Source organism: Olleya sp. NP1-10 (genome assembly GCF_055804415.1).
Genome location: NZ_CM147840.1, coordinates 2,947,039 through 2,960,794, shown reverse-complemented (window position 1 = coordinate 2,960,794; position 13,756 = coordinate 2,947,039). Strand labels below are relative to the sequence as shown.

The 13,756-nt window shown below is 29.5% G+C and carries 16 protein-coding genes; 8 read left to right on the top strand and 8 right to left on the bottom strand.

From position 1 onward, the window contains the following. Window positions 1-3 precede the first annotated feature (3 nt). A complete protein-coding gene (locus AC0L4B_RS13880) occupies window positions 4-1,764 on the top strand; it encodes a hypothetical protein (RefSeq protein ID WP_473437445.1) in 1,761 nt (586 codons plus the stop codon). 1 nt (window position 1,765) lies between these two features. Here AC0L4B_RS13880 and AC0L4B_RS13875 read toward each other — a convergent pair whose 3' ends face one another. The 3 genes from AC0L4B_RS13875 to AC0L4B_RS13865 are packed head-to-tail and all read right to left on the bottom strand — an operon-like array spanning window position 1,766 to window position 3,558. After that, window positions 1,766-2,245: a GNAT family N-acetyltransferase gene (locus AC0L4B_RS13875; protein ID WP_473437444.1), complete on the bottom strand. Its 480-nt coding sequence runs from the start codon at window positions 2,243-2,245 to the stop codon at window positions 1,766-1,768. A gap of 1 nt (window position 2,246) precedes the next feature. Then, on the bottom strand, window positions 2,247-2,537 hold the full coding sequence (locus tag AC0L4B_RS13870; RefSeq protein ID WP_473437443.1) for a hypothetical protein: 291 nt from the start codon (window positions 2,535-2,537) through the stop codon (window positions 2,247-2,249). Continuing rightward, window positions 2,530-3,558, bottom strand: a complete 1,029-nt coding sequence (locus AC0L4B_RS13865; protein WP_473437442.1) for a formimidoylglutamase — start codon at window positions 3,556-3,558, stop codon at window positions 2,530-2,532. Before AC0L4B_RS13865 ends, AC0L4B_RS13870 begins: the two co-directional genes overlap by 8 nt. A 99-nt stretch (window positions 3,559-3,657) precedes the next feature. Between AC0L4B_RS13865 and AC0L4B_RS13860 the strand changes: the two genes are divergently transcribed. After that, window positions 3,658-3,783 (top strand): hypothetical protein, encoded by a 126-nt coding sequence (locus AC0L4B_RS13860; protein WP_473437441.1) that lies wholly within the window; start codon window positions 3,658-3,660, stop codon window positions 3,781-3,783. Continuing rightward, window positions 3,780-4,541: a chromosome partitioning protein ParA gene (locus AC0L4B_RS13855; RefSeq protein WP_473437440.1), complete on the top strand. Its 762-nt coding sequence runs from the start codon at window positions 3,780-3,782 to the stop codon at window positions 4,539-4,541. The genes AC0L4B_RS13860 and AC0L4B_RS13855 overlap by 4 nt, the downstream gene beginning before the upstream one ends. A gap of 74 nt (window positions 4,542-4,615) precedes the next feature. Here AC0L4B_RS13855 and hutI read toward each other — a convergent pair whose 3' ends face one another. After that, entirely contained in the window at window positions 4,616-5,851 is a 1,236-nt protein-coding gene (gene hutI, locus AC0L4B_RS13850) for an imidazolonepropionase (RefSeq protein WP_473437439.1), read from the bottom strand. 158 nt (window positions 5,852-6,009) lie between these two features. On the opposite strand from hutI, the gene AC0L4B_RS13845 reads away from it, so the two are divergent. After that, window positions 6,010-6,600 carry a Crp/Fnr family transcriptional regulator gene (locus AC0L4B_RS13845; RefSeq protein ID WP_473437438.1) on the top strand — a complete coding sequence of 197 codons (591 nt, stop codon included), beginning with the start codon at window positions 6,010-6,012 and terminating at the stop codon, window positions 6,598-6,600. A 159-nt stretch (window positions 6,601-6,759) separates the two neighbouring features. Here the strand turns inward: AC0L4B_RS13845 and fumC are convergent, their stop codons facing one another. Next, window positions 6,760-8,157, bottom strand: a complete 1,398-nt coding sequence (gene fumC, locus AC0L4B_RS13840) for a class II fumarate hydratase (protein WP_473437437.1) — start codon at window positions 8,155-8,157, stop codon at window positions 6,760-6,762. A 185-nt stretch (window positions 8,158-8,342) separates the two neighbouring features. Between fumC and AC0L4B_RS13835 the strand changes: the two genes are divergently transcribed. The 4 genes from AC0L4B_RS13835 (at window position 8,343) to AC0L4B_RS13820 (ending at window position 10,286) form a co-directional block, all read left to right on the top strand. Continuing rightward, entirely contained in the window at window positions 8,343-8,648 is a 306-nt protein-coding gene (locus AC0L4B_RS13835) for a hypothetical protein (protein WP_473437436.1), read from the top strand. Window positions 8,649-8,686: 38 nt separating this feature from the next. Further along, window positions 8,687-8,989 (top strand): hypothetical protein, encoded by a 303-nt coding sequence (locus AC0L4B_RS13830; protein WP_473437435.1) that lies wholly within the window; start codon window positions 8,687-8,689, stop codon window positions 8,987-8,989. 230 nt (window positions 8,990-9,219) lie between these two features. Continuing rightward, window positions 9,220-9,990: a sensor histidine kinase gene (locus AC0L4B_RS13825; protein WP_473437434.1), complete on the top strand. Its 771-nt coding sequence runs from the start codon at window positions 9,220-9,222 to the stop codon at window positions 9,988-9,990. Window positions 9,991-10,100: 110 nt separating this feature from the next. Next, window positions 10,101-10,286 (top strand): hypothetical protein, encoded by a 186-nt coding sequence (locus tag AC0L4B_RS13820; RefSeq protein WP_473437433.1) that lies wholly within the window; start codon window positions 10,101-10,103, stop codon window positions 10,284-10,286. Between the two features lie 157 nt (window positions 10,287-10,443). On the opposite strand, the gene AC0L4B_RS13815 is transcribed toward AC0L4B_RS13820, so the two are convergent. The 3 genes from AC0L4B_RS13815 to arsC form a co-directional block, all read right to left on the bottom strand. Continuing rightward, window positions 10,444-12,903: a TonB-dependent receptor gene (locus AC0L4B_RS13815; RefSeq protein WP_473437432.1), complete on the bottom strand. Its 2,460-nt coding sequence runs from the start codon at window positions 12,901-12,903 to the stop codon at window positions 10,444-10,446. An 86-nt stretch (window positions 12,904-12,989) separates the two neighbouring features. Then, a complete protein-coding gene (locus tag AC0L4B_RS13810; RefSeq protein ID WP_473437431.1) occupies window positions 12,990-13,367 on the bottom strand; it encodes an ArsC/Spx/MgsR family protein in 378 nt (125 codons plus the stop codon). Between the two features lie 46 nt (window positions 13,368-13,413). Then, window positions 13,414-13,755: an arsenate reductase (glutaredoxin) gene (gene arsC / locus AC0L4B_RS13805; RefSeq protein WP_473437430.1), complete on the bottom strand. Its 342-nt coding sequence runs from the start codon at window positions 13,753-13,755 to the stop codon at window positions 13,414-13,416. Between the last annotated feature and the right edge of the window lies 1 nt (window position 13,756).

The window sequence follows — 13,756 nt, the reverse complement described above, 5'->3', positions numbered from 1 at the left end:
TATATGATTAAAAATTATTGGAATCAAGGCGGAAAACAAAAAGCAATTGTCATCATTTTAGGATTAATTGTATTTGGGTTATTGTTCTTTTTAAGGGATGATTATCAACCATTATTGCTGTTTTTTCGTAAATATATTTTTGTAATAGTATTAAGTGCAATTGTTTTATTTTTTGGATTACGTAAATTTCGTAATTCAGCTTCAACAGGTATAAGATTAGGGGTTTTAGGATTACTTTTAGCCTTTTTTGGGTTATTGTATGCAGCAGGTTGGCATTTTCAGTTGTATGATTACATGCGTACTTACAATGTATTTAATGACTTAAATAAAATTGAAATTAATGAACTACCATTAACTCAAAACGAACGTATCCAACCTTTACGTAACATTTTTTCTATGGCTAATGAAAGTGTGGGAGAAACCAAAGATGTATCCTTACCACATTTAGTACGTATTGATGATCAAAATAAATGGACTATGGCTATTCAACCAACCGAAAAATACGTTTGGCAAGGGATAAGCGATAATACAGAAGAAGTTTTTTCAGTATCAAGTACAACACCTTTTCCAAGATTTTCTAACGAAAACCGAATATCAGCAACATTCTCTATTGGTGAATCATTAAAATTTAGCCGAAACACATACAATGCAGTTGTGCAACGTTTTAATCCTTGGATGTTATTTAATTACGAGCCAAGTGATACTTTTTACATGAAAAACGATTCTGGTCAATGGGTTGAAGTTGTAAGTTTAATTAAATGGAAAGGTTTTTTCTTTCCGTATCCAACCTTTGGAGGTGTTATGGTAATCGATAATGGTGCACACGATTTTAACGATTACATAGAGCGTGTAACCATCGGTAAAGGGACTTTTATAGCTCCTGATCAAATGAAAAACCATCCTTATCTGACACGTCAAAATACTTTATCAGAAAAAGTATCTCGTTTGCAAGCAGAATCTTTAAAGTTTTTAGGTGGTTTTAGCGATCCATTACCTTGGAATATGGAAACAGCAGTAAAAATTCCAAACCTTCCAGATGATCAAAACCAGCAACCATTTGTTACAGATTTTGATTTTTCAGATTCAAAGTCAGAGGCTTATAATGGTCTATACCATTGGTTTGGATTAGAGCCAGTAGGAGAGGAGCGTACCAGTTTAACCTTTAGTGTATTTGTGCCTGCAGATGGTACAAATAGACTGTATTATTATGATCATGCTTCAAAAAAACAAGGTTATGCAGGAGTTTCGGCAATGCCTTTAAAAGTTATTGAATCTAGAAAAGAATATGATTGGTCGGTAAATAAACCAGTAGAATTTAGACCATATATTAAAAATATTGCAGGTCGTAAACGTATGTTTTTTTTAGGAACAATTTCATCTATAAAAGAAGAAGGCGCACAATTTGATGGTAGTGCTACACCAGATTTAGCTTTAATAGATAGCGAATACAGAGATGTAGTTTGGATTGATGCTAAACATCCAAGTCAATGGGAAAAATCGGTGTATGATCAATTAAATGAAGCTTGGAGATCTAGTGAAGGTATTGAAGAATTTTATTTTGACGAAGACAAAGCTACAGAAGCCATTGTTAAAGATTTAAACGAGCAATACATGGCTATTGATAGTACAACAACATTGCCTAATACAACTAAGACAGAGTCTTTAGATGCTTTACAACGTAAATATGATTCTATTTTAAAAGAAAAAGAAGCTAGTAAAATTGAAAGTTTAAAGCGTAAAATAGATTCGCTTGAAGGACTTTAATTTAAGCGTTTAAATTGTATTCCATTTTAATATCAGCACGTTGGTAAGGCGAGTTTGTTTCAAGCACGACCTCTTCAAAACCAAATTTGCGATACAAATAAATAGCATTTTCTAGTTTTGTACTAGAATATAATAGTAATTTTTTAAAGTTTTGTTGTTTAGCAAAAGCAATACAATGGGTTAGTAGTTGTTGACCTATTTTAAATCCTCTATAGTCAGGAGCAACACTCATTTTAGTAAGTTCAAAACCAGGCTCATTTTTTAAAGGCATAAAAGCATAAGTCCCAACAATTTTATGATTTAATTGACCAAAAAATATAAAACCACCTTTATTAATAATATATTTTTGAGGTTGACTTAATACAGCTCTATCATAATCCTCAATTACAAAATAACGATCTAACCACTCAATATTTAAATCATAAAACTCTGGTGATAAATCTGAATCAAAAGGAATAATTTTAATGATATTATCGGTCATTTTAATTTAAAATTTTAATAGAAAAAAACAATAATGCTATTGAGATAACAGAAATAAAAAACGTCAAATTAAATATAGATTTATCCGCTACTTTTTTACGTACTAAATCTACAATCATCCACAACGGAATACCAATGCATAGTATTAGCAATGGAATAGCCATAACTTGAGATAAGCTGTTAAACCAGTTAATAGTAACTTGATTTATATGTAAAAATAGAGGCGTTATTATTAGAGCAAATACAATAACTGTAAGTGCTAATCTTAAATATTCTAACTGTAATTTAGTCATTAATTTTGGCGTTTGAGCGGATAAAATCTGTTATTAAATAGCTAATCAATTTACCTATTTGCGGTCCATTTTTCTTTTTAGCAACAGCTTCACTAATATGTAAATAATTGGCGTTACTCTGTGAAGCAAAATGATGTAAAAACTGTCTTGTTTTTTCAACCGAAAACCCACTTGGTGTTTGTGCGCTACTACTAATATTTAGAATGGCATCACAATCAATATCTATCCCAAAATTAGTTTTTCCAACGTGTTTTGTAGCTTGTTTAAGCGCTTTTTTAAATTTTAATTCTTGTCGTACAGCAATAGCTTCGTAGGTATTATAATCTAAATGTTTATTGTTATTAAATTGGCTAAATATAGATGCTGACGTATAGTTTTCATGCAATCCAAAAGCATAGTATCGTTTTAAAAAACCTTCAGCGTAAGCGTAACTAAATCCATTACCACTGTGTCTTCCTTCTAAAGCTCTAAAATCTGTATGAGCATCAAAATTAATACTATTTATTGGTCGTTTTAAAGCCAAGCTAGTTCCTTTAATCATACCATAAGCGTTATTGTGTCCTCCACCAATGGCTATTGGTATTTTACCAGCATTAACTATAGTTGATACTAAATCAACTACATGTTTATCCATTTTAGCGACTAATTTTCTGGCTCTTATAATTTGTTTTGGATTATTTTGATTTAATTCTGTAAGTTCTTTCTGCTCTTTGGTGAAATCTAAGTGCCCTAAAATTAATATTTTATTAGCCTCATTAAAAATATTATTTTGTGTGTTTAACAAAATTTTAATTACATGCTCCCATGTGTTGCAAGCTCCTGATTTACCGAGGTTTGCAAAAACACCAACATCTTCTGGCAATCCAAATAAAACATACTTAACGTCTAAACCTTTAAGTGTGTCGTATATATTGGAAACACTAGTTAACTTAATGATTTGTTGACCAAATTTGGTTTCACCAGAACGCGCATTAATTAAGTTGTCTGAAAAGGAATTATTAAATAAAACTAATTTATTCATTTACTTTTTATGTAGATTTGAAAAAATAAAATTACGTTTTTATTATTACAATAATAATAAGATTTTAAAATTAATGTTTAACTCATAGATTAAAAGATTATGGCAAATAACACAGCAAGTACAGGTTTAAAAGTAGCCTTAGGAATCGCTTTAGCATTATTTATTGGTACAGGTATTTACACTTCTACATTGTACAAAGAAAAAAAGAAAATGAACAACAGTTGACGCAAGAAAAAAACGATGTGTTGACAGACTTAAATACTATGGCAGCAAAATATGACGTTGCTTTAAGTGAAACTCAAGTAACTAATCAAAATTTAGTAGAAGCTAGAGATCGTATTCAAGATTTAATAGATTCTTTAAAAGTTTCTGAAACTAACGTAAGAAATTTAGGACGCTACTACAATAAATACAACGCTCTTAAAACTGAAATGGATGCGCTTTTAACTGAAAATGATAGATTGAAAGTTGAAAACATGCAGTTAGCTACAACATTAGACAGTACTAATGTTAAATATGAAGAGAGTAGAATGTTTAATGACTCTTTACTTATACAAAACACTGCTTTAGCTGATGTTGTTGAAAAAGCAGCAGTACTTAATGCTGTTAACTTAAAAGGTTTTGGAGTAATACAACGTAATAATGGTAAGTTAATACCTACTGAAAGAGCAAAACGTAGTGATAAAATTAGAGTTTGTTTTACTGTTACTAAAAACAGATTGGTGTTGTCTGGAGATAAAGAATTTTATGTTCAAGTAATAGATCCTAGTAGTAAGATATTAGGAGCTGATGAACAGGTAAAGTTTGGAGAACAAATGCTAAATTATAGTCTAATTAGTAAGTTTAACTATGAAAATGGAAACCTAGATATTTGTGAGTTTATTGATAATAAAAATGATGAGAAATTTGAATCAGGACGTTATCAAATTAATGTTTTTGATGCCAATGAATTAATATCAAGTACAGAATTTTCCCTTAAATAGTCGTACTTAATAATAGTAATTAAAAAAATCCATTAAAAAACCTGAAAGCTTATAGTTTTCAGGTTTTTTTAATTTTAAATCAAAATACCATTTATAATAACTTGATCAATATGATTATCTCCAAAAGCATAAGGTAAATAGTTATATCCTGAAACAGGTTTAGTTATAATTATGTTTGCTTTTTTTCCTTTAGTAATACTTCCATATTCCTTAGATATACCCATTGCGTAAGCACCATTTAATGTTGCAGCATTTATGGCTTCTTCAGGTGTTAATTTCATTTTAATACAAGCTGTACTAACAACAAAATTCATGTTTCCTGAAGGAGTAGAGCCAGGATTATAATCTGTAGCTAAAGCTAAAGGTAATCCAGAATCAATAAGTTGTCTTCCTGGTGTATATGGAATACTTAAAAAATAGGAACAAGAAGGTAAAGCCACAGGCATTGTACTACTTCCTTTTAAAGCTTCAATATCTTCAGTGTTTAATTCTTCTAAATGATCAACACTTACAGCTCCATATTTTACAGCTAAAGCGATACCACCAAAAGCATTAAATTGATTAACATGTATTTTAGGGATTAAATTATATTGTAAACCAGCTTCTAATATTTGAGCAGTATCGTTTAAATCAAAATACCCTTTTTCGCAAAAGACATCAATATATTGTGCTAAGTTTTCTTTTGCTATTTTTGGTAGCATGTCATTAATAATTTGATCTAAATACCCTTGCTTATTTGTTTTAAATTCAAGTGGTAATGCATGAGCACCTAAAAAAGTAGCCTTTACTTTTACAGGAAAATCTTTTTTAATTCTCTTAATTACTCGTAACATTTTAAGTTCTGCATCTGGTGTTAAACCATAACCAGATTTAATCTCAATAGCACCTGTACCTAATTGCATTACATTTTTAACACGTTGTATAGATTGGTTATATAAATCGTCTTCACTTGTGTTTTGAAGTGTTTTAGCGCTATTGACAATACCACCACCACGATTTGCAATATCTTCATAACTTAATCCGTTAATACGATCTACAAATTCTTGAGATCTATCTCCAGCATAAACTATATGAGTATGAGAGTCACACCAAGTAGGTAATACCAATTTATTTTTTGCATCAATCGTTTTATCGGCCTTTACATTACTTACGTCTATCATTGATCCAAAATCTACAATTGTATCATCTTCAATTAACAGATAAGCATTAGTTATTGATGGTAAATCTTTCATTTGACTTCCAGAAACTTTTAAAGTGTTTTCGTCTCTAACTTGTAGTAATTTCTTGATGTTTGTTATTAAAATTGACATGTAAATTGTTTCGGTTTAATTTTCAAATATAGACAAATAACATAGTGTTGAACGATTTTGTTTAACTTACTTATTGTTATTCTTTATTTGCGATACATCGAAAAGATATATCTTAAATAAATAAAAGGTATACATTTATCTGTGTGTAAATTAAAATTATGGTAGCAGAAAAGCAAACATCTTATGAAGATATATATGCTTATATGTGTTCTTTTTATAAAATGTCTATCCAATCGTTTGATTTGATCTTTAATTGTTCGGTATTTAGAGCGTTACCCGCTGGTACGATATTGGATGATTCTGGTGATATACCTGACAAAATTTATTTAATAGTAAAAGGGGTTATGCGTTCTTATGTTAGATTAGAAAGTGGTAAAGAGGTAACAAAGTCTTTATTTACACCAATGACAATAATTGCGTCTTTTGAGGCATTATTAAATCAGATACCTTCTGAAAGCACTTATGAATGTCTGACTGATAGTGAAATCTATGTTTTAGATTTTACTAAATTTAAAGAATTATATAAGTCTAATACTGAAATATTGGGTTTTTATGCTAAATTTTTAGAAGCTTTAGTCTGTGAGAAAGACAAAAAATATATCGAAGTATTAACAATGAATGCTACTGAACGTTATTTAAATTTAAGAAAAATAATTCCTAATATTGATAATTTAATTCCTCAGTATCAAATCGCTAAATTTTTGAGTATTACTCCTGTTCAATTAAGTAGAGTAAGAGGTAAACTTTAGTTTTATTAACATATGTTAATGCGTATTATTTAGAATTGTTATAAATTTGAGTGGTTATTTATCCATCCCTATTATTTTTTTATTTAATAACTAACTAAACTAAAAAAACCGATAAAGCTTACTTATCGGTTTTTTAAATTTATAAAAAGTTGTGAGCGCTTATTTTAAGCTTCCAACCATCTCTTCAGGTTTTACCCATTCATCATATTCTTCAGCAGTAACATACCCTAAATTAACAGCTTCAACTTTTAGAGTTGTTCCGTTTTTATGAGCAGTATTAGCTATTTCTGCAGCTTTATAATATCCTATTTTAGTATTTAAAGCTGTAACTAGCATTAAAGAGTTGTTTAAAAGCTCTTTAATTACTTCGTGATTTGGTTCTATACCTGCAGCACAATTAAGATCAAAACTTACACAAGCATCACCAATTAACTGCGCAGATTGTAAGATGTTTGCAGCCATCATTGGTTTAAAGACGTTAAGCTCGTAATGTCCTTGTGTACCACCAACACTAATAGCAACATCGTTACCCATAACCTGAGCACATACCATTGTTAAAGCTTCGCATTGTGTAGGATTAACTTTTCCTGGCATTATTGAACTTCCTGGCTCATTAGCAGGAATGATAATTTCACCAATTCCTGATCTTGGTCCAGATGCCATCATACGTATGTCATTAGCAATTTTGTTTAAAGAGACTGCTAATTGTTTTAAAGCACCATGACTTTCAACAATAGCATCGTGTGCTGCTAAAGCTTCAAATTTATTAGGAGCCGTAATAAACGGTTGTCCTGTAAATTCTGCTATATATTCAGCGACACGTTTTGAGTATCCTTTTGGAGTGTTTAGACCTGTACCAACAGCAGTTCCACCTAAAGCTATTTCGCTTAGATGTGGTAAAGTGTTTTCTAAAGCTTTAAGTCCATGGTCTAACTGTGAGACATATCCAGAAAATTCTTGTCCTAAAGTTAATGGTGTAGCATCCATTAAATGCGTACGACCAATTTTTACTACATTTTTAAAAGTTTCTGATTTTTTCTTTAAAGTATCACGTAATTGCTTAACACCAGGAATAGTGTTTTTTACAATTTTTGTGTAAGCAGCAATATGCATTCCTGTTGGAAAAGTATCGTTTGATGATTGTGACTTATTAACATCATCATTAGGTTGTATAGTTTTATCTCCTTCACCTATAGTTTTTCCAGCTAATTGGTGTGCTCTGTTAGCAATAACCTCATTTACATTCATGTTAGACTGAGTTCCAGAACCTGTTTGCCAGATTACTAAAGGAAACTGATCATCATGTTTGCCTTTTAAGATTTCATCACAAACAGTTGCAATTAAATCTCTTTTTTCAATAGGTAAAACTCCAAGTTCACAGTTAGTATAAGCAGCAGCTTTTTTTAGGTAAGCAAATCCGTAAACCACTTCAAGTGGCATTGATGCAACGTTTCCAATTTTAAAATTATTTCTAGAACGTTCTGTTTGTGCTCCCCAAAGCTTGTCTGCAGGCACTTTAACTTCGCCCATGGTGTCTTTTTCTATTCTATATTCCATTTGATAATTGATTAAATTATGATTGTAAAATTACAAAATTTTGTGGTTTTAAATTAACAGTTTTATATAATTAAAATTTAAAAATAAAGAATATAACAAGTTGTTAGTTTCTGTTTAAAAAAGCCCATTAATTATCGTTAATTCATTTTAAAAAGATTAAAATATAATAAAAATCAGTTATCTTTATGGTCAATAATGAATCTGTTTTTAGTACACTAATGTTTGTATCATATTCTATTAAAAATATAAAATATTACCTTACAGTATTAGTGATTTTAATTATTGGTGCTGTATTGTTGAATAGATTATTAAGTAAAAACAATCAACTAGAACAACAAAAAATTGAAGCTGAATTAAAAAAAGCTCATACAGAGGCTATTAATAATGCTAAATCCGGAATACAGGTGTATGCTACATTAGTTTCTTCAATAAAAAGTTACACTAAAAATTCAGAAACATTTCCTTCTGAAAAAAACTTCAAATATATTTAAAGGATTTACTTAAAAATATAAAATTTGATGATTCAATATTGGTTAATTACATTGACAAAGAACATATATTTAAATATGTTATCACTCCCAATCAAATAGATCCTCAAAACCTTAAAGGTGTCTCAGGAAAAACATTTTTATCTCCTGACAGAATGCTTGATTTAGAGCAGCATATGTATGATGATAAAATAAGGTTATTTTTACCAGTAAATTTACGTGAAGGTTGGACAGGTTTTCCTTTTAACTTTTCAGCTAGGAATAATAAAAATGAAGTGTTGGGTTATTTTTCGCCAATCATTAATGTCAAATATTTATTGGATTTTTTTACACAAATAATTTAGAGAAAACATTTCTGCATAAATTTATAATTAAAGATAGTTTTGATCTTACAAGAGAAGGGTTTTACAACGATACCAAGATTTATTCTGAAGCCAAAGATGAAGAATATTATAAAAATTATAATATTAATGATTCAGATTATATTTATTCTTCAATCGATTTATTTGGTTTAGAACTAAAAGTAGGAAGTGCTTTTAAAGTTAAGCCACAAATAAATATTAAAAATAATTACATGGCATATGGTTGGTATGCATTATTATCTGTTTTAATACTAATATCCTTAAGTCAATATTTAAAAAATAGACGTTTAAATCAAACTTTAAAAGAGGTAAATAATTTGGTTGTTCATAAAAATGATGAATTAGAAATTAACTTAAAGAAAATTCAAACTTTAATAAAAGAGATACACCATCGAATAAAAAATAACATGCAGATGGTTGCTGGTATATTATTAATGCAAGAAAACGAATATGAAGATGAAAACATTAAACAAGCATTAAAGGATAGTCAAAATAGGATACGTTCCATGTCTTTAATACATGAAAAGCTTTATGGAAATACTACTTTAAAAGATGTGAAAACAAGAGAATACGTTGAACAATTATTAGAGTATGTCGAAGATACTGTAAAAAATAAATCAATGCATTTACTTAAAGACATTAATATTGATGAAACATTATTTTTTGATGCAGAAACAGCGTCAGACCTAGGTTTAATTTTAAATGAATTAGTGACAAACTCATTTAAATATAGTTTTAAAGATAATGAGAATAATAGATTAAGTATTACTATTGAAGATAATAGTCCTAGTTTTAAATTAATCTATAAAGATTATGGTGATGGATTATCTGATGATTTTAATTATAAAACGTCAGACTCATTAGGGATGGAGTTGATTAATATTTTAACCGAGCAATTACAAGGCGATTTAGAATATAAAAAGTTACCTGAAAGCACGTTTATAATTAATTTTAAACCTCATGACAATAGTTTTAATGGTTAATAGTTATAAAGTATATTAATAATACCATTAATAAATTTTTACTTTATATTGTATAAAAAACAAGATTACTTTATATTTGCAATAATAATAAACACGAAACTAAACACAGTATGTTCGAATTTGACCAATATTTAGGCTTTTTAGCATTTTTAACTATCTTAACCATAGGTTTTTGGTTAATGATATTTTTAATAACATTTGTAGTTCCTTATTGGATTGGAGGAAGTTTAATCGAGCGTTTAAACGAGATTAAAGAAGAAAAAAGGCTAAGCGTAACGCTTAGTTATAAAATATAGATAGTTTTATTTAGTTTAGACTTAATAAAATTCAATTTTAAAAAAGGGAATCAATATTGATTCCCTTTTTTTATGACCTATATTTAAAATAAAAGGACTTTGGATATAAAAAAAGCTGCTAGAATTTCTAGCAGCTTTTTATTATGGTATTAATATTTTATCCTTCAAATTCATCACCACCACCATCACCATAGTTTCCACGTTGAGTACGTTTCTTTTTCTGGTTAAATCTGTAAGTAAATGAAAGATTAAAACTTCGTTCTCTCCATTGAAATTCGCTGTCGCTAATATAAGTTGGAGTAGTTGTAGTTTGTTGTCTTTTTCTGCTATTAAATAAATCGCTAACATTAAAAGCTATTGAAGCTCTTTCGTTAAATAGATCTTTACTAAAAGCCATAGAGGTTGTAAAAATACCTTCATTATCGTTTTGAGCATCTTGACTTGGACCGTTGTAGAATAAATTTGTTTGCCAATCAATACTTGCAGGTAAAGTATATTTGTTACTTAATCTAGCAAACCAACTTGTATTTTTGTTATCAAGTGACAATCCGTTAGGAGTAGTACCTTCAACTTCAGATTGGAAAAAATTGAAGTTAGTATTTATTCTCCATTTTCTTGATGGATTATAAGTTAAAGTAAATTCGGCTCCAATTCTGTCTTCAGTTGCTAAATTAATAGGAGAACGTTGTATAACGTTAACATCTTGTCCAGAAATTGTAACGACTTCACCTGTGTCAAAACTTATAAAATTAAAACCATCTGTTGCATGTGAGTAGTAAGTGGATGCATTAAATGTAAACTTACCAAAACGTCTTAAATATCCTAAATCAAATTGTCCAGAGTAACTAGGGTCTAATTCTGGATTACCTCTAAATACACTTGTTAAGCTTGAAAAAGAAGGAAAAGGATTAATAAAACGAGAGCGTGGTCTACGTAAACGTCTAGCATAACCTAAGGTTACGTTTTCTCTGTCACTAATTTCATAACTTAAATTTACTGTTGGAAACAAACCAGTGTAGTTACGTTTACTAAAATCTCCACTTGTTGGTTGATCAATAGTTAATCGGGTATTTTCTAATCTTAAACCTAAAAGGTATGAAAACTTACCAATTTTACTACCAAATTGAGAATATACAGCAATTAAATCTTCCCCATAGTTAAATAAATTAGATTGTGTATTGTCAAGCTCTAAAGCGCCTTCATCATTTACAGATTGCACAATAAAATCTGTAGATTGTGTGTTGAAATTACCTCTAAATCCTGCTTCAAATTGAGAGTTTTCTCCGATTGGAAGTACGTAATCTGTTTGTAGTAAGATACGCTCTTGTTCTTCAAAACTAGAAATATCATCAGATATTACATTATCCGAAAGTATGATTGAATTTTCATTTTCATTATTTTCTTCATATTGAAAATCAAAAGTCAAAGTATGACCACTATCATTAAAGTTTTTATTGAAGTTTAATGAATACTGTATGGTTTTATCATCTTCTAATTCTGGATCTATACGCACATTTGTAGAGGTATTACCTAAGGCATCTGTTTGTAAAGTGGTATTGGTTGTGTTTCTTTCGTTATCACTATCTCTGTATAAAAAAGAAGTCGTTAAAGAGGCAGAATCATTAACATACCATTCTACACCAAAATTTGTATTTAAACCTTTTCTTATACGCTCATAATCTCTAGTTTCTTCTGTGAATGTATCAGGATTATCAGAGATTAGATTTCCGTCATCATCAAAATCTGTATTTAAATATTGTGTGTAAGCATAAGAATTACCAGGAGATTCTCTGTAACTATATCCTGTAGTATTAAAAATATTAATATCTCCCGTTCTGTAATTTATGTTTCCTGATATTCCTGCTGCAGGATTATATCCAACGTTTGTGGTTATAGCACCATTTAAACCTTGTAGCTTACTTCTTTTAAGAATAATGTTTAGTATACCTGCTGTACCTTCTGATTCATATCTAGCAGAAGGAGAGGTAATAACTTCAACTCTTTCAATAGACTCTGCAGGTAACTGTCTTAAGGCATCTGTAGAACTTAAACCAACCAAACCAGATGGTTTTCCGTTAATTAATATACGTACGTTATCATTACCACGTAAAGCAACAGTACCTTCAACATCAACTGAAACTGAAGGGACATTATCTAAAACATCACTTACGGTTCCACCACGTACAGTTAAATCTTTACCAACGTTGTATATTTTTTTATCTAATCTTATTTCAACAGTTGTTTTTTCTGCAACAATTTCTATTTCATCTAATGTTTCTGCATCAATTGCTAAATATTGAGTTGGTAGCGTTTGATTAGAAGTTATAGATTTATTGTTTAATACTTCGGTTTTAAAGCCAATGTATTCAAAACTAACAGTATAATTACCTGTTTTTACTTCAACTGAATAATTACCGTTAGCATCTGTAATTCCTCCAGAAACATCATTAGGTGATGAAATACTTTTGAATACTACTGTAGCATACTCTAGAGGTGCATTTGTGTCTTTTTCAAGAATCTTTCCTTTAATGGTTACTGATTTTTGATTTGCATTTTGCGCAAAAGAAAAATTGGCGCATATTAGCAGTAAGCAAAAGGAAATAATATTTTTAGTCATAGATTTTGGTTTGTTAATATGACCACAAAAATACTTTAAGGTTTAAGCGTGTTTGGTTAAAGCTTTGTTAAATAAAAAAGCACAAATCATAAAGTAGAGTTTTGGTTTGGCTTGATATTAAATATAAGTTTTGCTGGTTTACCAACGACTGCTTTTCCTCCATTTATTACAATTGGTCGCTCTATAATATCTTGATATTCAATCATTATATCAATTAAACTATCATTGTTAAATTGTTGACCTTCATCTACTAAGGGTTTAAAGTTTTCAATCCATACTTTACTGTCTTTTCTGATTAATTCATCAGGTTTAATGTTTAACAGATTTATAATTTTAATTAATTTTGGTTTATCTAGAGGTCTATCTTGGTATTTTATGACTTCGTGATCATGTTTTGAGGTTTCTAAAATTTCAAGGCAAGCGTTTGAGTCTGATGACTCAGGATTGTGATATATTATTATCATTAGTTTAGTGAGGGAGTTTGATTGTACTGAAATAATCGTTAATAAACTATAATATTGTTTTTATCAGTTCAGTTGGTCTACCAATAACTGCTGAGTTTTTATTGGTAACAATTGGTCTTTCAATTAGTTTAGGATGGGCTTGTAAAGCCTCAATAATTTGATTGTCTGTTAGGGTTTTATTTTTGTAGTTGTCTTTCCAAATGGCTTCGTTTTTTCTAACTAGTTCAATTGGTTTAATATTAAGAGCAGTAAGGATCTCTTTAATTTCTTTTATAGTTAATGGATTGTCAAGATATTTAATAATTTCAAACTCTTGGTTTGTGTCTTCTAATAACTGTAAACCTTGTCTAGATTTACTGCATCTTGGATTATGGTAAATTTTTATCATT